Source organism: Pelomonas sp. Root405, assembly GCF_001425165.1.
Classification (GTDB): domain Bacteria; phylum Pseudomonadota; class Gammaproteobacteria; order Burkholderiales; family Burkholderiaceae_C; genus Pelomonas.
The window spans coordinates 318354-339513 of sequence record NZ_LMDU01000001.1; the positions used below are offsets into that span (position 1 = coordinate 318354).

At 69.7% G+C, this 21160-nt stretch carries 21 protein-coding genes; 13 read left to right on the forward strand and 8 right to left on the reverse strand.

The window, feature by feature from the left end:
• Positions 1-71 precede the first annotated feature (71 nt).
• Genes ASC81_RS01470 through ASC81_RS01490 form a run of 5 tightly spaced genes read left to right on the forward strand, consistent with a single transcriptional unit; the run spans position 72 to position 7383 of the window.
• Complete coding sequence (locus ASC81_RS01470; protein WP_056261777.1) at positions 72-3194, forward strand: PAS domain S-box protein; 3123 nt, start codon at positions 72-74, stop codon at positions 3192-3194.
• Between the two features lie 3 nt (positions 3195-3197).
• Positions 3198-3578, forward strand: a complete 381-nt coding sequence (locus ASC81_RS01475; protein ID WP_056261780.1) for a response regulator — start codon at positions 3198-3200, stop codon at positions 3576-3578.
• A gap of 11 nt (positions 3579-3589) precedes the next feature.
• The gene (locus ASC81_RS01480; protein ID WP_056261782.1) at positions 3590-4486 is read left to right on the forward strand and encodes a phosphoribosylaminoimidazolesuccinocarboxamide synthase; all 897 of its coding nucleotides are present in this window, start codon (positions 3590-3592) and stop codon (positions 4484-4486) included.
• A gap of 14 nt (positions 4487-4500) precedes the next feature.
• A complete protein-coding gene (locus tag ASC81_RS01485; RefSeq protein WP_056261786.1) occupies positions 4501-5616 on the forward strand; it encodes a hypothetical protein in 1116 nt (371 codons plus the stop codon).
• Between the two features lie 54 nt (positions 5617-5670).
• The gene (locus ASC81_RS01490) at positions 5671-7383 is read left to right on the forward strand and encodes a serine/threonine-protein kinase (RefSeq protein ID WP_056261790.1); all 1713 of its coding nucleotides are present in this window, start codon (positions 5671-5673) and stop codon (positions 7381-7383) included.
• A 22-nt stretch (positions 7384-7405) separates the two neighbouring features.
• Here ASC81_RS01490 and ASC81_RS01495 read toward each other — a convergent pair whose 3' ends face one another.
• Positions 7406-8362, reverse strand: a complete 957-nt coding sequence (locus ASC81_RS01495) for a tetratricopeptide repeat protein (protein ID WP_056261793.1) — start codon at positions 8360-8362, stop codon at positions 7406-7408.
• A 130-nt stretch (positions 8363-8492) separates the two neighbouring features.
• On the opposite strand from ASC81_RS01495, the gene purE reads away from it, so the two are divergent.
• The 4 genes from purE to ASC81_RS01515 are packed head-to-tail and all read left to right on the forward strand — an operon-like array spanning position 8493 to position 12097.
• Positions 8493-8957 carry a 5-(carboxyamino)imidazole ribonucleotide mutase gene (gene purE, locus ASC81_RS01500; RefSeq protein ID WP_056264135.1) on the forward strand — a complete coding sequence of 155 codons (465 nt, stop codon included), beginning with the start codon at positions 8493-8495 and terminating at the stop codon, positions 8955-8957.
• A complete protein-coding gene (locus ASC81_RS01505) occupies positions 8954-10117 on the forward strand; it encodes a 5-(carboxyamino)imidazole ribonucleotide synthase (protein WP_056261796.1) in 1164 nt (387 codons plus the stop codon). The genes purE and ASC81_RS01505 overlap by 4 nt, the downstream gene beginning before the upstream one ends.
• Positions 10117-11112 carry an L-threonylcarbamoyladenylate synthase gene (locus tag ASC81_RS01510; RefSeq protein WP_056261799.1) on the forward strand — a complete coding sequence of 332 codons (996 nt, stop codon included), beginning with the start codon at positions 10117-10119 and terminating at the stop codon, positions 11110-11112. The genes ASC81_RS01505 and ASC81_RS01510 overlap by 1 nt, the downstream gene beginning before the upstream one ends.
• Before the next feature lie 25 nt (positions 11113-11137).
• Positions 11138-12097 carry an esterase gene (locus tag ASC81_RS01515; protein WP_156391646.1) on the forward strand — a complete coding sequence of 320 codons (960 nt, stop codon included), beginning with the start codon at positions 11138-11140 and terminating at the stop codon, positions 12095-12097.
• 28 nt (positions 12098-12125) lie between these two features.
• Here the strand turns inward: ASC81_RS01515 and ASC81_RS01520 are convergent, their stop codons facing one another.
• A complete protein-coding gene (locus ASC81_RS01520; RefSeq protein WP_056261805.1) occupies positions 12126-13877 on the reverse strand; it encodes a long-chain-fatty-acid--CoA ligase in 1752 nt (583 codons plus the stop codon).
• Between the two features lie 94 nt (positions 13878-13971).
• Positions 13972-14646: a hypothetical protein gene (locus ASC81_RS01525; protein ID WP_056261808.1), complete on the reverse strand. Its 675-nt coding sequence runs from the start codon at positions 14644-14646 to the stop codon at positions 13972-13974.
• Positions 14647-14945: 299 nt separating this feature from the next.
• Here ASC81_RS01525 and ASC81_RS01530 point away from each other — a divergent pair, with 299 nt between their 5' ends.
• Positions 14946-15812, forward strand: coding sequence for a triacylglycerol lipase (locus tag ASC81_RS01530; RefSeq protein WP_082536173.1), 867 nt, complete (start codon positions 14946-14948; stop codon positions 15810-15812).
• Here the strand turns inward: ASC81_RS01530 and hppD are convergent.
• A complete protein-coding gene (gene hppD / locus ASC81_RS01535) occupies positions 15764-16903 on the reverse strand; it encodes a 4-hydroxyphenylpyruvate dioxygenase (protein ID WP_056261811.1) in 1140 nt (379 codons plus the stop codon). The genes ASC81_RS01530 and hppD overlap by 49 nt on opposite strands.
• A gap of 118 nt (positions 16904-17021) precedes the next feature.
• On the opposite strand from hppD, the gene ASC81_RS01540 reads away from it, so the two are divergent.
• From ASC81_RS01540 to ASC81_RS01550, 3 genes are all read left to right on the forward strand, one after another.
• On the forward strand, positions 17022-17504 hold the full coding sequence (locus tag ASC81_RS01540) for an Lrp/AsnC family transcriptional regulator (RefSeq protein WP_056261813.1): 483 nt from the start codon (positions 17022-17024) through the stop codon (positions 17502-17504).
• A 43-nt stretch (positions 17505-17547) separates the two neighbouring features.
• Positions 17548-18048 (forward strand): RNA polymerase sigma factor, encoded by a 501-nt coding sequence (locus ASC81_RS01545; protein WP_056261816.1) that lies wholly within the window; start codon positions 17548-17550, stop codon positions 18046-18048.
• 110 nt (positions 18049-18158) lie between these two features.
• Positions 18159-18800, forward strand: a complete 642-nt coding sequence (locus ASC81_RS01550; protein ID WP_056261819.1) for a PEP-CTERM sorting domain-containing protein — start codon at positions 18159-18161, stop codon at positions 18798-18800.
• Here the strand turns inward: ASC81_RS01550 and ASC81_RS01555 are convergent.
• The 4 genes from ASC81_RS01555 to ASC81_RS01565 form a co-directional block, all read right to left on the reverse strand.
• Positions 18785-19627, reverse strand: a complete 843-nt coding sequence (locus tag ASC81_RS01555) for an HDOD domain-containing protein (RefSeq protein ID WP_056261821.1) — start codon at positions 19625-19627, stop codon at positions 18785-18787. The two genes, ASC81_RS01550 and ASC81_RS01555, sit on opposite strands and share 16 nt — an antisense overlap.
• 66 nt (positions 19628-19693) lie before the next feature.
• The gene (locus ASC81_RS01560) at positions 19694-19930 is read right to left on the reverse strand and encodes a hypothetical protein (protein ID WP_156391650.1); all 237 of its coding nucleotides are present in this window, start codon (positions 19928-19930) and stop codon (positions 19694-19696) included.
• A 70-nt stretch (positions 19931-20000) separates the two neighbouring features.
• Positions 20001-20192 (reverse strand): hypothetical protein, encoded by a 192-nt coding sequence (locus ASC81_RS26845; RefSeq protein WP_156391652.1) that lies wholly within the window; start codon positions 20190-20192, stop codon positions 20001-20003.
• 288 nt (positions 20193-20480) lie between these two features.
• The gene (locus ASC81_RS01565) at positions 20481-21059 is read right to left on the reverse strand and encodes a hypothetical protein (RefSeq protein ID WP_082536174.1); all 579 of its coding nucleotides are present in this window, start codon (positions 21057-21059) and stop codon (positions 20481-20483) included.
• Positions 21060-21160: the final 101 nt, after the last annotated feature.

A 21160-nucleotide genomic window follows, 5' to 3' on the forward strand; every position in this document is an offset into this window, starting at 1 on the left:
GCAGTATTCCCCTGCCTGCAGGTCCACAATGCCCGGCATAACCCCTTGGTCGTTGGGGGCGGGAGGGTGGGATGGACGAGCTGACCGGCATCGTCGCGCGCGCAGGGTTCCTGCCGCACGGCTACTGTTTTCAATGGTCGCCCGGCCTGCTCTGGACGATGGTGAGCGCCGACGTCGCCATCGCCCTGGCCTATTTCTCGATCCCTCTGGTCATCGCCCGCTATGCGCGCCAGCGGCCGCAGGTCAACCTGGGCAGCCTGGCGACGCTGTTCGCCGTTTTCATCTTTGCCTGCGGCATCACGCATCTGCTGGATGTGTGGACGATCTGGCGGCCCGACTACGAGCTGCAGACGGCCGGCAAGGTCATCACGGCCGTGGCTTCGGTGATGACCGCGGCCGTGGCGTGGCGGCTGATGCCGCAATTGCTGGCCGTGCCGTCCGTGCAGGAGATGCGCGTGGCCAACGAGGCCCTGCGCCACGAGGTCGACCGTCGGCACAGCGCCGAGGACCATTTGCTGGAAACCGAGCAAAGCCTGGCGGCCACTTTGTCGACCATCGATGCGGGCTTCATCACGACCGACGGTGACGGCCGCGTCACGCGCATCAACACAGTGGCCGAGCGCATCACCGGCTGGCCGGCTCGCGAGGCCCTGGGTCGCCCGGTCTGGGAGGTCTTCCAGCGCGAGGGCATGCCGGCCGACCTGAAGACGCGCAACCCCATCGACGTGCTGCGCGAGCGCGATGGCGAAGGCGCTTTCCGCCGCCAGGCTGTCTGCGTCGCGCGCGACGGCAGCCTGCGCCCCATCGAGGTCCAGGCCGACCTCACCCACCATGCCGACGGCCGCGTGCGTGGCATCGCCATCGTCTTTCGCGATGTCGGCCGCCTGACCGAGGCGGAGGCCGAAGTGCGCCGCCTGGCCGCCGTCGTCGAGTCCACGGCCGACGCCATCATCGTCAAGTCGCTGGACGGCCGCATCACCAACTGGAACGCGGCCGCCGAGCGCATGTTCGGCTACACGGCCGACGAGGCCGTGGGCCAGCCGGTGCAGATGCTGATCCCGCCCGAGCGGGAGGCCGAGGAGATGCGCATCGTCGCCAACCTCGCCCAGGGCCAGCAGATGCCGCCCTTCCGCACCGTGCGTATCGCCAAGGACGGCCGGCGGCTGGAAATTTCCGCCCAGGTCTCCCCGCTGCGCGACGCGGCCGGCCGCATCATCGGCGGCGTCAAGTCGGCGCGCGACCTGACCCACCAGCGCCAGATCGAGGCTGCTTTGCGCCAGAGCGAGGCGCGGCTGCGTTTCGCGCTTGAATCCGCGGCCATCGGCGACTGGGAACTGGAGCTCGACAGCGGCCTCATCCACCGTTCGCGCCGTTTTGACCAGTGCTTCGGCCTGCCCGATTCCGTCGACGCCTGGGATCGCGAGCGCATGCTGGCGGCCGTGCATCCCGACGACCGGCTCCAGGTGGCGAGCGGCCTGAATGCCTTGCTGGCCGCCAGCGAAGGCCAGCTGCCCTGGCATGCCGAGTTCCGCGTCGTCTGGCCGGACGACAGCCTGCATTGGCTGCGCCTGGACGCCCGTGTCACGCATGACGACGCGGGTGCGCCGCGCCTGGTCGGCATCGTCGCGGACGTGACCGCCATGCGCACCGCCGAGCAGGCCCGCCAACAGGCCGTCTGGCTGGCCGCCGAGAACCGCCGCGTGCAGGAATCCAGCCGGCTCAAGAGCCTGTTCCTGGCCAATATGTCGCACGAGTTGCGCACGCCGCTGAATGCCGTCATCGGCTTTGCCGACCTGCTGACGATGAGCCAGCAACCGCTGGACTCGGCGCGCCAGCGTGAATGGCTGCAACACATCGCCAGCAGCGGCCGCCATCTGCTCAACATGATCAACGATGTGCTGGACCTGTCCAAGATCGAGGCCGGCAAGATGGACTTCCACCCCGAACCCGTCGAGCTGCAGCCCATCGTCGACGACGTGATGGCCACCGTGGCGGTGCTGGCTGATCAGCGCAGCCTGAACCTCAGCGCTTCGGTCGCCCCCGACCTGCGCGACCTGGTGCTCGACCCCGCGCGGCTCAAGCAGGTGCTGCTGAATTACCTGTCCAATGCCATCAAGTTCACGCTGACCGGCGGGCGCATCGAGCTGCGCATGGTGGGCGAGGGCCCGCGCCTGTGGCGGCTGGAGGTCGAGGACAGCGGCATCGGCATCCCGCCCGAACGCACGGGTCAGCTCTTCGTCGAGTTCCAGCAGCTGGACGATGGCCTGACCAAGCGCCATCAGGGCACGGGCCTGGGCCTGGCGCTGACGCGCCGTCTCGTCGAAGCCCAGGGTGGCCGGGTCGGCGTCTACAGCGATCCTGGGCAGGGCAGCCGCTTCTACGCGGTGCTGCCGCGCCAGCCGCTCGGCGTCGCCACCGAGGCGCCGCGTTCGGCCCAGCTGATCGCGCTGCGCGACCACCCGCTGCGCGACGGCCTGGCCCGCGAGCTGTCCCAGGCCGGCGTGGCGGCCGACACCGCGGCCACCGCGGCCGACGTGCTGCGCCTGACGCGCGCGCGCCGCTATACCGAGTTGGCCATCGACATGGGCCTGCAGGATTCGCCGGGGCTGTCCCTGCTGGCCGCGTTGCGCAGCGGTGGGCCGTCCATGCATGCAGCCGTGAAGGCCTTGGCACTGACGCCGCCATCAGGCGCCGGCGTGGCCTTCCCGGTGTCGGAGGTCCTGGCCAAGCCACTGCGCCGGCCGGCGCTGGCCCGCGCCCTCGTGCCGCTGCGCGACCGCCTCGGTCCGGGCCGGCCCGTGCTCGTTGTCGATGACGAGGCGTCGTCACGCGAACTGATGTGCGCCGCGCTGCAGGCCGCCGGTATCGAGGCGGTCGCCGTGGCCAGCGGCGCCGAGGCGCTGCGGCGCCTGCCCGCGCTGGAGCCCGGGGCCGTGGTACTCGACCTGATGATGCCCGGCATCGACGGCTTCCAGGTGCTGCATGAATTGCGCAGCGACCCGCGCTGGGCTGAACTGCCCGTCATCGTCTGGACGGCGCTGTCGCTGACCGCCGAGGACATCGAAGCCCTGGTGCGCTCGGCCACGGCCATCGCCAATGCCGGCGAAGCTCAACCCCTGGCCGAGGTGCGCGACGCCCTGCTGCGCGCCGCCCGCCACGACCGCCGCGGCCGCCGCCGCGATGGAGAGGGCTGAACCATGGCCGCCTTGCGCGTCCTCGTCGTCGACGACAACCAGCTCAACCTCGAACTCGCCCAATACGTGCTGGAGGCCGACGGCTTCGTCGTCGACCTCGCGCTGGATGTCGACGCAGCCTGGGTGCGGCTGCGTGCCTGCCGGCCGGACATCGCGCTGGTCGACATCCAGCTGCCGGGTACCGACGGCTTGAGCCTGGTGCGCGCCATCAAGGCCACGCCCGACCTTGCCGACCTGCCGGTGATCGCCTTCACGGCGTTTGCGATGCAGGGCGACGAGCTGCGCTTTCGCGCAGCCGGCTGCGACGGCTATCTGACCAAGCCCATCGACGTGCACAGCTTTGCTGCCGCGGTACGAAGCCATCTGGCTGGAGGCGGCACCTAAAATCGCCGCCCATGCCCCAAGCCCTTTACGAATCCAGCCTGACCTCCCTGCCGCTGCTTGGCCGCGGCAAGGTGCGCGAGAACTACGCCGTCGGCGACGACCGCATCCTGATGGTCGCCAGCGATCGGCTCTCGGCCTTCGACGTCATCATGGGCGAGCCCATCCCCGGCAAGGGCGCGCTGCTGACGAAGATGGCGCTGTTCTGGTTCGACAAGCTGCAGGGCATCGTCCCCAATCACCTGACCGGCGAAGACCCGCTCTCGGTCGTCACGCAGCAGGAAGCCGAGCAGCTGAAAGACCGCACGATGCTGGTCAAGCGCCTCAAGCCCCTGCCCATCGAGGCGGTCGTGCGCGGCTACTTGGCCGGCAGCGGCTGGGCCGAATATCAGGCGAGTGGCAGCGTCTGCGGCGTCAAGCTGCCGGCGGGCCTGCGCAATGCCGACAAACTGCCCGCACCCATCTTCACGCCCGCCACCAAGGCCGAGATGGGCGACCATGACGAGAACATCTCGTTTGAGCAGGCGGCCGACATCATCGGCACGGAGCTGGCCACCCGCGTGCGCGACATCTCCATCCAGCTCTACCAGCGGGCCGCCGACTTCGCGCTGACCAAGGGCATCATCATTGCCGACACCAAGTTCGAGTTCGGCCTGGACGCCGACGGCACGCTGACGCTGATGGACGAGGTGCTGACGCCCGACTCCTCGCGCTACTGGCCCGTCGAAAGCTATGCACCGGGCAGCAACCCGCCCAGCTACGACAAGCAGTTCGTGCGCGACTGGCTGGAGGCCGCGCGCATCGACGGCCAGCCCTGGGGCAAGACCGCACCGGCGCCCGCGCTGCCGGCCGAGGTCATCCAGCGGACCGTGCAGAAGTACGAAGAAGCGCTGCAGCGGCTCACCGCATGAGTGCAACCGGGCCGGTGAAGCTTCGCAGCCGACTGGCCCAGCGGCTGGACGGCGAGATCGCCGCCGTCGCCTCCATGCCGGCGCGCGCAGCCGTGCTGCAGGCCCAGCGCGCCATCCTGTGGCTGCGCCATGGCCGCGAGGCCGAGGCCCGCGAGGAGCTGAACCGCCTGCAGGCGCGCGCCCTCGTGCATCCACGCATCGAGCTGGCGGCGTGGCTGCATCTGGCCGAGGGCCTGACGGCTTATTTCAGCGCCTTCGGCGGGGGTGCCCGCGAGCGCGTGCGCCGCGCCCACGTCATGGCCGGCGCTGCCGGGCTGCGCGCGCTTCAGGCGCTGTGCGACGCCTGGCTGGCCCAGATGGCCTTTGTCGACCGCGACATTGACCGCCTGGTCGCGCATGCCGCCGCCGTGCTTGCGGCGCCGCCGGACAACGCGGCCGCCTGTCGGGTTGCGTCGTCACTGGGCATGGCCTGGGACCTCGCCAATGACCAGGCAGCCGCGTCAGCCTGGTATGCCTGGGGCCGCCGCGCCGCCAGTGCCGATGGCGACGATGCCGGCCTCGCGGCGCTGCTCTACAACCAGATGCAGATGCGCGCGTTGCGCATCCGCCATGCCGCGCTGGCCGGCGAGCCCGGCGAGGCGCCCGCCGTGCTGCTGGGCGTGGACTCCATCGGCCATTTCGACGACGCCGTCGGCGGTTCGGCCCGTGCCGACCTGACGCCGCTGCTGCGCGCCCAGCTGCTGACCGTGCAGGGCGACTTCACTGCCGCGGCCGCGCTGCTGGAGGCCCATCTGCCCGAAGCCATCGCCGCCGGCCTGGCGCGCACCGGCGGCAGCCTGCTGGCCGACCTAGCCTGGTGCTGGGCCAACAACGGCGAGGCCCTGCGCGCCCGCGCGCTGGCCGACCAGGCCGCCGTCGAGGTGCAGGCCGAGGATGCGGCCCACTGCGACCTGGACGAATGCGCCGCCCTGCACGCCCGCCTGGCGCAGGTCTACGCGCGCCTGCACGAGGACGCGCTCTCGGCCCGTCATGCCGACGCCGCCCAGGCCGCCTGGGCTGAGGACGCCGCGCAGCGCCGCCTGTGGGCCGGGCGCCTGGGTTCGGCCGGTTTGGGCACTCCGCCACGCTAACCGGGCTTTTTCCGGGCTCTCGGTACGGCGGGGCTGCGTTACCCTCGCCCGCCTATGACCGCCGACGCTCGCGACGACGAAGCCATCAACGCCTTGCCCGCGGGCACCCGCTTTGGCGAGCTGGAAATCCTGGGCACGCTCGGCGTGGGCGGCTTCGGCATCGTCTACCTGGCGCGGGACCACTCGCTGGAACGCGAGATCGCGATCAAGGAATACATGCCCAGCCAGTTCGCCTCGCGCGACGGCCGTTCTCAGGTGTCGGTGCGCTCGGTGTCGATGAAGGAGACCTTCGAGCTGGGCCGGCGCAGCTTCGTCAACGAGGCCAAGCTGCTGGCCCGTTTCGACCATCCCTCGCTGCTGAAGGTCTACCGCTTCTGGGAAGCCAACGGCACCGCGTACATGGCCATGCCGCGCCTGGTCGGCCAGAACCTGCGCGAGGCGCGCAAGACCCAGCCGACACCGCCGCCCGAGGCCTGGGCGCGGCGCGTCTTCGACGCCGTGCTGGGCGGCCTGGCCATCCTGCATGCCCAGCAGGTCTGGCATCGCGACGTGGCGCCCGACAACATCTTCATGCCGGCCGATGGCAGCCCGCCCATCCTGCTGGACTTCGGCGCCGCCCGACAGGCCATCGGTGACCGCACCCAGGTCTTCACGGCCATCCTCAAGCCCAGCTTCGCGCCCATCGAGCAGTACGCTGAATCGTCGGCCCTGCGCCAGGGCGCGTGGACCGATTTCTATGCGCTGGCCGCGGCCATGCACGAGCTGCTGACTGGCCGCCCGCCGCCACCGGCCACCGCGCGCGCCATGGGCGACGAGCTGGCGCCGTTGCAGGTCGAGGGCTACTCCCCCGCCTTCCTGGCCGGCCTGGACTGGGCGCTGCGCATGCCGCCCCACCAGCGCCCGCAGACCGCCGCCGCCTGGCGTGAGGTGCTTGATGGCCGGGCCGATGTGCCCGCCGCCCAGCCGGCGCCGCCGCGGATCACGCTGGCACCGGCGCCCGCGCCCGCCGAGCCGCTGGACCTCGCATTCGCCGACACCGTGCAGGGCACGCCGTCGCAACTGGACGACCTCTCGGCCACTGTCGTCGTGCCGCTGCGCAAGAAAGCTGCACCGCCTCCGCCGCCCACGCCCAAGCCGCCCGCCAAGCCCGAGGCCGCCGCACCGCGCTCCCGGCAAGGCCCGGCCGTCATCGGCGGCGGCGTGCTGGCGTTGGTGCTGCTCGGCCTGTTCGTCCTGCAGTTGCGCCCGCAGACCACGCCGCAGGTGCTGCCCGAACCCGCCGCCTCGGCCGTCGTGTCGGCGCCGCCCCCCGCGCCGCCCGAAGCGCCGGCGGCTTCGGTGCCGAGCGCCGAGGTGGTGTCGCAGGCGTCTGCACCATTGCCCGACCCCGTCAAACCAGTGCCCGTGGCGGCCACTCGGCCGGCGTCAGCCCCCGCCATGACAGCGCCGCGCCGCGAGGCGGCGCCCAAGCCGGTGCTGACCGAGAAGGCCGGTGATTTCCGCCCTGTGGCGCGCAGCCCCGTCATCGCGGCCCCCGAGCCGGCATCGCCGGTCCGTGCAAGCAATACCGCCGCCAACAAGACCGCGCCGGCCTCCGCGGTGCCTCCGCCCGTGGAGCCGCGCTCGCCCGCCGAGGCCTGCGGCAGCCGCGTGCTGTTCGCGCGCGCCTGGTGCATCGACCGGCAGTGCGAAAAGCCCATCTACCAGAACGACCCCGAGTGCGTGAAGCTGCGCGAACTGCGCAGCAACCGCGGCGGCGTGCCCTGAAGGAACGCCGCTCAAGCAGCGGTCAGAACAGCGCCATCGACAGCTTGCGCCGGTAGCTGTCGATCAGCGGGTCGCTGTGCCCGACGGCCGCCTTGCCGGTCAGCTCCAACGCACCCGCCTTGGCTTCGGCGGCGGGCTTGGGCGCCGGCTTGGTCAGCAGCTCGAGGATGGCGACATAGGTCTTGCGCGCGGCCTCGCCGTTCCAGGCCTTGTCACGCATGATGATTTCCAGCAGCTCGTCCATGGCCTCGGTGAAGCGCTGGGCGGCGAGATGCGTCTGGGCCAGCGTGAAGCGGGCATCGAAGTCGCGCTTGTTGGCCGCAATCGCCGCCTTCAGCGCGCCGGGATCGGCGGCTTCGGCGGCATCGAAGGCGGCCAGCCAGATGGCCAGGGCCGCCAGCCGGGGCGAGGGCGTCAACGTGTCGGCTGCCTTGACGGCCACTGGCGCGAAGGCTTCGCGCGCTTCTGCCACCAGGCCGAGTTCCAGCAGCGCCTTGACGTAGTCGAAACGCGCGGCGTCGTTGGACGGGTCGGTCTGTACCGCATGCGCGAGCTTGCCGAGCGCGGCTTCAAGGTCGCCCTCGGCCATCAGTCCTTCAGCCTCGGCCACGTCGGCGTCGGCTTCGGCTTCGAGCATTTCGCCGGGCGGCACATGCTTGTCCAGGAACTCGCGGATCTGCGCCTCGGGCAGGGCACCGACGAAGCCGTCAACCGGCTGGCCGTCGATGAACATCACGCAAAAAGGGATGGAGCGCACGCCGAACATCTGGCTCAGCTGCGTCGCGATCTCGGGCACCTCGTCGCTGTTGAGCTTGGCGAGCGCGAAGCGGCCGGCGTAGGCGGTCTCCAGCTTCTCCAGGATGGGGCCGAGCGTGCGGCAGGGGCCGCACCAGGGCGCCCAGATGTCCAGCAGCACGGGCTGGTTCCGGGAGGCGGTGATGAGTTCGGCTTCGAAGTTCTGGAGGGTGATGTCGATCATGGCGGACAGGAGATTGGGCCCGAGTGGGAGGTTGAGCCTCGGCTTCTACAATTCAAGGCTTTCCTGAGCCCCGGAGCGCGCTTTGTCCACGTCAGCCCCTTTGAACCCAGACGCCGTCATCGGCATCGTCATGGGCTCCAGCAGCGACTGGGAAACGATGAGACTGGCGGCCGAGATTCTGACCGAGTTCGGTGTCGGCTTCGAGGCCAGGGTCGTGTCGGCCCACCGCATGCCCGACGACATGTTTGCTTACGCGGAAAGCGCCGCCACCCGTGGCTTGAAGGCCATCATCGCCGGCGCGGGCGGTGCGGCCCACCTTCCGGGCATGCTGGCCGCCAAGACGACGGTGCCGGTGCTGGGTGTGCCGGTCGCCAGCCGGCATCTGCAGGGCGTCGATTCCCTGCACTCCATCGTGCAGATGCCCAAGGGCATCCCGGTCGCGACCTTCGCCATCGGCAATGCCGGTGCCGCCAATGCGGCGCTGTTCGCGGTGGCGATGCTGGCGACCGGCGACGCGGCGCTGCTGGACAAGCTGAACGCCTTCCGCGCCAGGCAGACCGAGGCCGCCCGCGCGATGAGCGAGGAGCTGCGTTGAGCGCGCTCCTGCCGGGCGCCGCGACGCTGGGCGTTTTGGGCGGCGGCCAGCTCGGCCGCATGTTCGTCCACGCAGCCCAGGCGCTGGGTTATCGCTGCGTCGTGCTGGACCCGGACGCCATCAGCCCCGCTGGCGTGGTGGCCGAGCAGCATGTGAAGGCCGACTACCTGGACTCTTTCGGCCTGGCGCAGCTGGCACGCGACTGCGACGCGATCACCACCGAGTTCGAGAACGTGCCGGCGCTGGCGCTGGAGACGCTGGCGGGCATGCGCATCGTGGCCCCGTCGGGTGCGGCGGTCGCCGTCTGCCAGGACCGCGCCGTCGAGAAGGCGCATTTCGAGGCGGCCGGCGTGCCCTGCGCGCCGCACGCCGTCATCAGCAATGAGATCGAGCTGGCCGCCGTGGACCCAGCGCTGCTGCCGGGCATTCTGAAGACCAGCCGCATGGGCTACGACGGCAAGGGCCAGGTGCGCGTGGCCACCGCCGCCGAGCTGGCGGAGGCCTGGAACAGCCTCAAGCGCGTGCCCTGCGTGCTGGAGCAATTGCTGCCGCTGAGGGCCGAGCTGAGCGTCATCGTCGCGCGCGGCGCGGACGGGCAGCTTGTCAACTACCCCGCGCAGCAGAACCTGCACCGCGGCGGCATCCTGGCCGTCACCGAGGTGCCGGCGCCTGACATCCCGGTCGAGGTGGAGAAGCTGGCCATCGCCGCCGCCCGCCAGGTGGCCGAGGCGCTGCGCTATGTCGGCGTGCTGTGCATCGAGTTCTTCTGGCTCGACGACGGCCGCCTCGTCGTCAACGAGATGGCGCCGCGGCCACACAACTCCGGCCACTGGACGATGAACGGTGCCGACGTGTCGCAGTTTGAGCTGCAGGTGAGGGCGCTGGCCGGCCTGCCGCTGCCGATGCCGCGCCAGCATTCGGCCAGCGTCATGCTGAATCTGCTGGGCGACCTGTGGTTCACCGAGGCCGGCGGCCCGACCCCGCCCGCCTGGGACCGCCTGCTGGCGCTGCCGGGCACGCATCTGCATCTCTACGGCAAGGCCGAGGCGCGCCATGGCCGCAAGATGGGCCACCTGAACATCACGGCCGAGACGCCGGCGGCGGCGCATGCCGTCGCCATGGATGCCGCAGCGATTCTGGGTCTGCCCACCGACTTCTGATGCTGCTGCTTCCTGGCAACGATCCCGGCGCGGTGCAGGCCGCTGCGCGCCGCCTGGCCGATGGCGAACTGCTGGGCCTGCCCACCGAGACGGTCTACGGCCTGGCAGCGCGGGCCGACCGCGACGAGGCGGTGGCCAAGATCTTTACCGCCAAGGGCCGGCCGAGCGACCACCCACTGATCGTCCATGTGCTGGACGCCGCTGGCGCGGAGCCGTTTGCCGATCATCTGCCGGCGAGCGCGCGCCGCTTGATGGCCGCCTTCTGGCCCGGGCCGCTGACGGTCATCGTGCCGCGCAAGAGCGGGGTGGCCGAATCCGCCGCCGGCGGGCAGGCCACGGTGGCCCTGCGTTCGCCCGCTCACCCGGTCGCGCGCGCCGTGCTGGCCGCCGCGCGTGAGCTGGGCGTCAATGGCGTGGCCGCGCCCAGCGCCAACCGCTTTGGGCGTGTCAGCCCGACGCTGGCCCGGCATGTCGTCGAGGAATTCGGACCGGAACTGATGGTGCTGGACGGCGGCGCCTGCGAGGTGGGCATCGAGTCCAGCATCGTCGACTGCAGCCGAAGTGACAGTCATGGCCCTGCGCTGCTGCGCCCCGGGCTGATCAGCCGCGCCGCGATTGAGGCCGTGCTCGGCGAGCGGCTGGCCGAGCCCGACGCCGCGGCGCCCAAGGCCTCGGGCACGCTGGCCGCGCACTACGCGCCGAGCGCCCATGTGCGCCTGCTTGCATCCGAGGCGCTGGCTTTACGTCTGGCGACATTGGCCGCCAGCGGGGGCGTCGAAGGGGTGGCGGTATATTCACGCGCCCAGTTGCCGGCCTGGCGTTGGCAGCCGCAGCCGGGCGACCCGGCGGCGGCGGCCCACGAGTTGTTTGCGGTGCTGCGGGCCCTGGATGCGGCCGGCGCCCGCGAGATCTGGGTCGAGGCGCCACCGCGCGACCCTGCCTGGGACGGTGTGCGGGACCGGCTCAGCCGGGCCGCCGCTGCCTTCACCGATTGAGTTTTCCTGTCCTGAGTTGATCGTCATGCAACGTGTTGTCTCCCAGAAATTGAAGCGCGGCCTGGCCCTGGCCGCGGTGGCGGCGGCAGCGCTGATCGCCGGTTGCGGCGGAGGCGGCACCGCGCAGATCGACCCGTTTGCGCCGACACGCGTCATCGCCTTCGGCGACGAAAACGGCGTGATCCTCAGCAGCGGCAAGAAGTACACCATCAACGGGCTGAACGCCGACACCAAGCAGGTCGACTGCCGCTTGAGCCCGGGCTGGAGCCAGATCCTGGCCAGCGGTTTCGGCTTCGTCTACCCGCAGTGCAACAGCGACTTCGTCGCGCTGCCCCAGGGCATCATGTACGCCTTCGCCGGTGCCAAGGTGGCGGACGTGCGTGACCGCATCGACCAGCACCTGTCCAACGACCGCTTCGGGCCGAAGGACATCGTCGGCGTCCTGGTCGGCGTCAACGACATCGTGGAACTCTATCGCCAGTTCCCGGCGCAGAGCCGCGACTCGCTGATCAACGAAGCCAAAGCACGCGGCAAGCTGCTGGCCGACCAGGTCAACCGCATCGCCAACGCCAACGGCCGCGTGGTGGTGGGCACCATCTTCGACGTCGGCCTGACGCCCTTCGGCCAGAAGGAAAGGCAGCAGCAGACGGACATCGACCGCGCCATCTTCCTGGACGACCTGAGCGTGGCCTTCAACACGGCGCTGCGCCTGAACCTGCTCAACGATGGCCGCCTCATCGGCCTGGTGCTGGTGGATGAAACCGTCCAGCAGATCGCCCGCTTCCCCGGGGCCTTCGGCTATTCCAACGTGACGGAGGCCGCCTGCCGCAGCGACGTCGCGCCGCAGGATTGCACGACCGAGACGCTGGTGCCCAACGCGAGCCCCACGCAATGGCTGTGGGCTGGCGACACCTTGCTGGGGCCGAACGCGCAACAGCGCATCGGCACGCTGGCGCTGAGCCGCGCGCGCAACAACCCCTTCTAAAGGCGCTGGCCGCCGCCGGGCGGCCGCCTCAGGCCGTCGCCGAGCGCAGTTCGCGACGCAGGATCTTGCCGACGTTGCTCTTGGGCAATTCGTCGCGGAACTCGATGAACTTGGGCCGCTTGTAGGCCGTCATCTGCTGGGCGCAGTAGCTGGCCAGGTCTTCCTCGGCCAGGGCGGGGTCGCTCTTGACGACGAAGAGCTTGACCGCCTCGCCGGACTTGGCGTCCGGCACGCCGACGGCGGCGCACTCCAGCACGCCGGGGTGCAGATTGACAACCTGTTCGATCTCGGTCGGGTACACATTGAAGCCGCTGACCAGGATCATGTCCTTCTTGCGGTCGACGATGCGCACATAGCCGCGCGTGTCCATGATGCCGATGTCGCCGCTCTTGAAAAAGCCGTCGGCATACATGACGTTGGCGGTCTCGTCAGGGCGCTTCCAGTAGCCGGCCATGACCTGCGGCCCGCGGATGCAGATCTCGCCGCGCTCGCCAATCGGCACGTCACGGCCGTCGTCGTCGCGAATGGCAATTTCTGTCGATGAAATCGGCAGGCCGATGCTGCCGTTGAAGGCGCGCTGGTCCAGCGGGTTGATGGTGGCGGCCGGGGCGGTCTCGGACAGGCCGTAGCCCTCGACGACCGGACAGCCGGTGACCTTGAGCCACTTCTCCGCCGTGGCCTGCTGCACGGCCATGCCACCGCCGTTGCAGATGACCAACTCGGAGAAATCGAGGCGCGAGAAGCCGGCGTCGTTGGCCAGTGCGTTGAACAGCGTGTTGACGGCCGGGAAGATGTGGATCTTGTGGCCGCGCAGCGTCTCGATGAAGCCGGGAATGTCGCGTGGGTTGGGCACCAGGATGTTGAGGTGGCCCATGCGCGCGCCGAGCATGAAACAGGCCGTCAGCGCGAAGATGTGATACAGCGGCAGCGCGCAGACATTGGTGAACTGCTTGTCCTGCGGCAGCTTGGCCAGCATGGGCTGGAACCAGGCCTCGACCTGCAGGATATTGGCGACGATGTTCCGATGCAGCAGCGTGGCGCCCTTGGACAGGCCGGTCGTGCCGCCGGTGTACTGCAGGAAGGCGACGTCGTCGGCTCCGAGATCGGGCTTCTTCAGGTGCAGTCGCTCGCCATGGGCCAGCGCCTCGTTGAAGCGCACGACGGTGCGCCCCTCGCCCGTCCCAGACGTGAGTTGCAGGCGGAACTCCGGCACCATCTTCTTCAGGTGCCGCACCGCGAAGTTGATCAGCGGGCCCTTCCACCAGTTCAGCAGGTCGCCCATGGACGCCAGCACGACGTGCTTGATGTCGGTGGCGTCGATGACCTCGGCCAGCGTGTGCGCGAAGTTCTCCAGCACGACGATGGCGCGGGCGCCCGAGTCCTTGAGCTGATGCTCCAGCTCCCGCGGCGTGTACAGCGGGTTCACGTTCACGACGACGAAGCCGGCGCGCAGGATGGCCGAGATGGCCACGCCGTACTGCAGCAGGTTGGGCATCATGATGGCGACGCGGTCGCCTTGCTTGAGCCCCTGGGCCTGCAGCCAGGCACCGAGTTGCGTGGACAGCTGGTCCATCTCCGAGAAGCGCATGCGCTGGCCCATGCAGACGGCCGCGTCCCGCTGGGCGTGCTTGCGGAAGGCCTCGTTCAGCAGGTCGACGAGGGAGCCATACACGCTGGTGTCGATCTGTGCCGGCACGCCGGCCGGATAGCTGGCCAGCCAGGGCTTGTCTCGGGTGCTCAGGACGGGTGCTTCATCAAGGGCGGCAACGGCGGCGGTCATCAGCGGGCCTCGGCGAAAGAAGGTCGCTGATCTTGGATTCGGTCGTGTTACACGCCTAGGGGGGTTGCCCTACGTCGCCGCCGTGACAGCGCACTCAGGCGCTGAACAACTCACGCGCCAGGGCTTCTTCGCGCTGCTTGACGGTGGCGAGGAACTCGGTCGCGCCACGCATCGCGCGGAAGGTGTCGAAGCCGGTCTCCAGGAAGTGCTGCAACGCCCCCAGCCCTGCCATCTGGGCCGGGCCACGCATCAGCTTGAGCGTCTGGCGCAGCAGGGGCTTGCGCGTCAACCTGTCCAGCGATTCGCCGACGGCCATGGTCAGGTCGATCTGCTGCTGGCGCGAGGCCGGCTCGCCGCAGGCGCGCCAGGCAATGGCGTAATCGGCGAGCGTGATGTCGGTGCTGGGCATGTGCTCGGCCATGCGCGTGTCAAGGTGCTCGGACAACGCGTGCAGGCGCGCCAGCTTGGCAACGGTGTCAACCACTTCGGCCGGGAACAAGCGCGTCAGCGTCGGGACCACGCGGGCGAACTGCGCATCGCGCTGGCGGTAGTCGCCGGGACCATAGAGCTCCTGCAGGAAAAAGCGCGTTGCGGCCTCGTAGCGTGGGTGGGCCAGCAGGTCAGCATAGGTGTTGGCAAAGCGGCGCTGCTGCCAGGCCTTGAGCGCGTGCACGCGCGCCTGGAGCGCCGGGTCGGCCGCGCGGCGGGCGCGTTCGGTGTCGACGGCACGCAGCTCTTTCAGCAGGGATTCGGCGCTCAGTTCGTCCATGGGGCAGGGGTCTGTGAGCACTATGGCAGCAGGCCGCGTTGTGGCCAGAAAGGCCGCGAGCAAGGCGCAAACCGCAGCCGGGTTGGACACCCGGCGAGGATTTGCAACGCCGCGCGCGACCTTTCTGGCCACAACCCGGAGGGAAGGCCCGCCGCCAGGGGCCACTCTGCGTTGCACCGCTTGCCCGCATATCAATGCGGGCGGCGCGCTGCGCCTTGGTTGGCCCCTGGCGGCGGGCCTTCGCGGCCTACTGCCGTAGTGCTCACAGGCCCCCCATTTTGCCCGCTTAGACTGGCGCGATGAATGGGCGGCTTCAGCGCATCTGGGTCCTTGTGCGGCTGGCCGTGGCGCTCAGCGTGGGTTGGCAGGTCGGCTGGATCTGGGGCCTCCTGACACTGGGTCTGCATGCCGGCGTCCTGTGGCTGGGCTTCGTGCAGCTGCGCTGGGTGAACCGGCCGCCACCCACCTGGCGGCAGCTGCTGCGCGCCTGGGCGGGCGAAGTCGTCGCCAGCGAGCTGGCCTTCTCCTGGCGCCAACCCTGGCGGGAATGGGCCGAGCCGGATCACCTGCCCGCGGGCGCTCGGGCCGGCGTGCTGCTGGTGCACGGATTCGGCTGCAACCGGGCGCGCTGGAACGGCTGGATGAAGCGCCTGCGCGCGCAGGGCGTCGCCTTCGTCGCACCGACGCTGGAGCCGGCCTTCGGCAGCATCGACGACTACGCCGACGACATCGAGCGCGGCGTGCGGCGGCTGGAGGCCGTGCTCGGCCGCCCGCCGGTGCTGGTGGCGCATAGCATGGGCGGCCTGGCGCTGCGGGCCTGGTGGCGCGCGCATGGGGCCGGGCACGCGGTGCCGCCGCGCGTCATCACGCTGGGGTCGCCGCATGGCGGCACCCGCATGGCGCGCTTTGGCCAGGGGCACAACGCCCGCCAGATGCGCCTGCGCAGCCCGTGGGTGACCGAGCTGTCGCTGCTGACCGACGTGGACTGCTTCTGGACACCCTGCGACCAGATCGTCAACCCGGCAGAGACGGCCATCCTGCCGGGCGCGCGCGCGCACCGGCTGGATGGCGTCGGGCACATGGGGCTCGTCCATTCGGACGAAGCCTGGCAGTGTCTTCAGACGGCCTTGGCCGGCTCGTCCTTGAGCACACCCCGGCGGATCTGATCCAGCTCGATGCTCTCGAACAGCGCCTTGAAGTTGCCCTCGCCGAAGCCCTCGTTGCCCTTGCGCTGGATCAGCTCGAAGAAGATCGGCCCGATCACTTCCTTCGTGAAGATCTGCAGCAGCAGTTCGTTGTCCACGCCCAGGTGGGTCGCGCCGTCGATGAGGATACGCAGGCGGCGCAGCTCGTCGACGTTCTCGCCGTGGCCCGGCAGGCGCTTGTCGATCAGGTCGAAGTAGGTCTCGATGGTGTCCTGGAACTGCACGCCGGTGCGCTTCATGCCTTCGACCGTGCCGTAGATGTCGGTCGTGCCGAGCGCCACGTGCTGGATGCCCTCGCCGTGGTACAGGTCCAGGTACTCGGCGATCTGGCTCTTGTCGTCGCTGCTCTCGTTGATGGGGATGCGGATCTTGCCGCAGGGGCTGGTCATGGCCTTGCTCTTCAGGCCGGTCAGCTTGCCCTCGATGTCGAAGTAGCGCACCTCGCGGAAGTTGAAGAAGCGCTCGTAGAACTCGGACCATTCCTTCATGCGGCCGCGGAAGACGTTGTGCGTCAGGTGGTCGATCTCGGTCAGGCCGTGGCCGACCGGGTTGGGGTCGACCGGCTGGCCTTGCGCGTCCAGCACGGGCACGAAGTCCACGTCGTAGATCGAGATGTTGCCGATGGCACCCGCCGCCGCGCCGCCCTTGCCCTGCCAGCGATCGACGAAGTAGATCAGCGAGTCGCCGATCCCCTTGATGGCCGGGATGTTCAGCTCCATCGGGCCGGCCTTGTTGTCGAAGCCCCAGGCGCCCAGCTCCAGCGCGCGCTTGTAGGCGTGGCCGGCGTCCTGCACGCGGAAAGCGATGGCGCAGATCGACGGGCCGTGCAGGCGCGCAAAGCGCTGCGCAAACGAGTCGCTCTCGGCGTTGATGATGAAGTTGACGCCGCCCTGGCGATACAGCGTCACGTTCTTGTGGCGATGCTTGGCCACGGCGGTGAAGCCCATGGTCTGGAACAGCGCGCCCAGGCCGGCCGGGTCGGGCGCGGCGAACTCGATGAACTCGAAACCATCGGTGCCCATCGGGTTGTCCCAGGGGGTGAACTTGGCCATGCTTGCCTCGCTTGCAATGCGTTGAAGCCGGAAATTCTGCGGCGCGGCAGGCGCAGGTTTCATGCAATCACGGGCGTCGTTTCGGTCTGACGCGCAGGAAACCTGCAAAATCATTGGAATGGACGCTGCCATTGAACTTGACGCCATCGACCGCCGCATCCTGCGCGCGCTGCAGGGCGATGGCCGCCTGACGTATGACGCGCTGGCCGCCGAGGCGGGCCTGTCGTCCTCCGCCGTGCTGCGCCGCGTGCGCCGGCTGGAAGAGGCGGGCGTCATCGCCAGCTACGTCGCGCTGGTGCCGCCCGAGCGCGTCGGCCTTGGGCTGACCGCCTACCTCAACGTGCGCCTGGAAAAGCAGACCGACAACCCGCTGCGCAACCCGCGCGACCTGTTCCGCGCCGCCGTTCAGACCTGGCCCGAAGTCGTCGAATGCGCCGCGCTGACCGGCGAGATGGACTACCTGCTGCGCGTGCTGGTGCAGGACATGCAGCACTACGCCCGCTTCATCAGCGACACGCTGCTCAAGCATCCCAGCGTGCAGGACTGCAAGACCAGCTTCGTGCTGGAGCGGCTGAAGAACACCACCGCGGTGCCGGTCTAGCGCCGGTTTGAACCTCCGCGCCCGCCGGTGGCATTCACCGGCCATGGCTGTCGCCGACCGTTCCTTCACCCCTGCTGCCTATCCCGACGCGGCCGAGCTGCTCGCCGCGTTGCCGCGGCTGCGCCGCTACGCCCGGGTGCTGCGCCGCAACCGCGAGGACGCCGACGACCTGGTGCAGGACACGCTGGAGCGCGCCTGGTCGCGCGCCGGCCAGTGGCGCGGTGTGGGCGACATGCGCACCTGGCTGTTCAGCATCATGCACAACCTGCACGTCGACGCGCTGCGCCGCGGCCGGCTGGACACGGTCGACCTCGATGACCGTACGCCCGAGGTGCCAGTCGCCGCCACCCAGGACCAGATCCTTGTCGTGCGCGATCTGGGCGTGGCGCTCGCCGTGCTGCCTGTCGAACAGCGCGAGGTGCTGCTGCTGACCGCGCTCGACGGCCTGGCCTATGCCGAGATTGCGCAGACGCTGGCCATTCCCATCGGCACCGTCATGTCGCGCCTGTCGCGCGGCCGCGAGCGGTTGAGGAGCCTGATGTGAGCCGCGTTTCTAGGGGGTGCCGGAATAGCCCGCCGCCCCAGCCGTCCATGCAAGGCGGGGCGACAGCAGCCGCCAGCCCGCTGACCATTTTTCAACCCCCGGAGTTCCGCATGCGCCTTTTCGCCTCCCTGTCCGCCGCCACGCTGCTCGCGCTGCCGCTGGCCAGCCACGCTCTCACCAGCATTGACGATGCCCAGGGCGACTTCCTCGCCACCTTCGGCGGCAGCAGCGCCAGCACCGACCTCGACGTGCTCAGCGCCAGCGTGACCTACGCCCCTGGCACGGACCTCTTCACGCTGACGGCCACCATGGATGGCGTCATCGGCAGCACGGCCACCGGCCTGTATGTGTGGGGCGTGAACCGCGGCGCCGGCACGGCGGGCTTTGCTGGCATCGGCATCAACGGCGTGCGCTTCGACCGCGTCATCATCCTGCGCCCCGACGGCACTGGCACCATCGGCGGTGTTGGCGCATTGCCCGCAGGCTCGGTCACGCTCAGCGGCAAGACCATCACCGCCACGGTCAGCGGCAGCCTGCTGCCCAGCACCGGCTTTGCCAACAAGTTCGACTACACCTGGAACCTGTGGCCGCGAGACAGCGCCTTTGCCGGCACGGCGGCCATCTCCGACTTCGCGCCCAACAACGCCAACTTCACGACCTCGCCGGTGCCCGAGCCCGCGACGTTCGCCACGCTGCTGGGCGGGCTGGGGCTCGTGGCCTTCCTGGGCCGCCGCCGTCAATCAAATTCGTGAAGTAGCTTGAGCGCGTGGGCTTCGCTGAGGTTGAGCAGCTCGGCGATGTCGTGCAGGTCATCCGGCACGCCGGCGTCGTCCCAGCCCCGGGCCGTGTGCCGTGCCAGGCGCACGGCCAATTGCACGCAGCGCACCTGTGGGTCGCGCTCATGCTTGTCGCCGGTGATGCGCATCAGCAACTCCGGCAGATGCCAGCGCCGCATCAGCGCCTGTTCCAGCTCGGCCAGCTCGATGCCCAGCACCTGACGCTGGGCGGCCGCGCTGCGCAGATGACGGTCGGCCTCCTGCAAGGCCGCGATCTTCAGCGCCAGTTCCGGCGCATGCACCCACAGCAGCATTTCGGCAAAGTCGTGCAGCAACGCGGCGCTGTGGATGACCGCGGCGTCCGGGTCGGCACGGTGGGCCGCAAAACCCAGCGCGAAGCGCGACGCTCGCTCGGCGCGCTGCATCACGCGTGACAGGCCGAGCAGGGCGTCGTCGTTGTCGGCGAGGACTTCTTCCATCGTCGGCTGCGGGCCGAAGTCGCGGAAGAAGGGCGTGATGCCCATCAGCACCAGGGCCGCGGTGACCGTCTCGGCGTCGGCCCTGAGCCCCTCACTGCGGCCACGGCGCTGCTCGCTGGCGTGGGCCAGCACCTTCAGCGTCATCAGGGGGTCGGCCTCGATCATTTCGCCGATGCCGTGGGCATCGACATCGTCCTCCGTCGCCCGCATGTGTTCCAGCGCTTCGGCCGTTTCGGTCAGCACCGGGATCTCGGCACGGGCGAAGGCGTCGACCCAGGCGTCGAGGCTGGGCAGCGGGGCGGTCAAGCGCAGGCGGTCGGACATGCTCCGAATGCTAGGCCTGGGCGGGGCCACCTGCTCGTCGGAGGCGACCCCGTTTTGCGCTGCAGTTCACAGCCTGCGCACCCCCTCCAGCTGCGCTGTCAGTTGGCCGTCGATGTAGAGCGCCCCTTCGGGCGCGCCGGCTTCGGCGTAGAACTCAAGGTGGCTGCGGGCCCGGCGCCGGCGGTAGGCCGGCGAGAACACCAGGCGGATGGCGCGGGCCGCGCGCTTGATGCGCTTCCAGCGCTGGGCCCAGGCGGCGTGGGTTTCGGCGGCATCGGGGCCGCGCAATTCGATCAATCTCATGAGGGTCTCCTTCGGCGCCTGGCCGGCGGCCCTCATCACATGGATCGAGGGGCGGGTCGGCGCGCTTGATTCAGGGGCTGTCGTCGGGAAAGCGGTCGCGCAGCAGGCGGCGCAGTTCGAGGCGTGCCTGTTGGCGCTGCGCATGCGCTTCATGCGCGCTGCGGTGGGCGCCGGCCTGGCGCTGCATGGCCGGGGCGACAAGCGGATTGCGCGGTTTGCGTGCCTTGATCTGCATCGGGCGCGGGGAGGTGAACTGGGGCATGGAAAAGGCTCCGGTTGGCCGCACGGGGCGGCGGGCAATGCAGCGGCTCGACCCGGGTGGGCCAGCGTTTGCGAGGATGGAACGAGGATGCCCGGGGCCAGCGCTCGAGGCAGGCGGGCCGGGCGGTCAGAGGGGTTCAGGTGTGCGACCTCGCCGTGATGCCAGAGAACTGCATGCATCACGACTTGCGCAAATGATAAACAAACGTTTCTCTTGCGCAAGCGGTTTTTATCCAACACCCCTAACGTGCGGGAGCGTGCCCCGTGCGACGACGGGTGCCGCTGACTGTCAGCGCTTCTTGGGCTTGAGCGGCTCGATGCGGGCCTGCAACTTCCGCCATTCATCCAGCTCCGCCTGCGGGCTGGGGGCGGCAGGCTTGGCGACCGGCGGCGGTGCCGCAGCGCTGGGCGTGAGCACTTCGCCGAGCAGGTCCAGCAAACGCGTGCGGGCACGCTGTGGATGGCGGCGGTAATAGGTCAGCACCAGGCCGACGATGAAGCGCTCGTCGTCGTCCTGCGGCAGGCTTTCGTTGCTGCCCCCCGCGTTGAGCGACTCATTCGGCTTGGTCGCTGCGAAGCCGGCGGCAACCGGTGCAGCGGCGCTGCCATGCTCGATGTCCATCCAGCCCGGCGGCTTGTGGCACAGCTGCTCGAACTGCCGCGCCAGGCGTTCGCCGATCTGGCGCGAGCGGCCCTTGATCTGGCTCCAGTAGCTGGGCTGGATCTGCAGCCGCTCGGCAAAGCGCCGCTCCAGGCCACGCAGGGTGGCGGCATCGGCATTCTTGACAGTGGCGCTGACGAACTCTTCGAACAGCCGCATCGCGTTGTCCAGTCGGATCTGCGCGACGTCGCGGGGGGCGCTGGGCATGGGGCGCAATGATAAATGGAGCTTCACCTCGGCTCTGCCCGTAGGAAGCGTCTGACCGAGGGCGTCTGGCGACTCCTACCGCAGGCATGCCAACGGCTGCC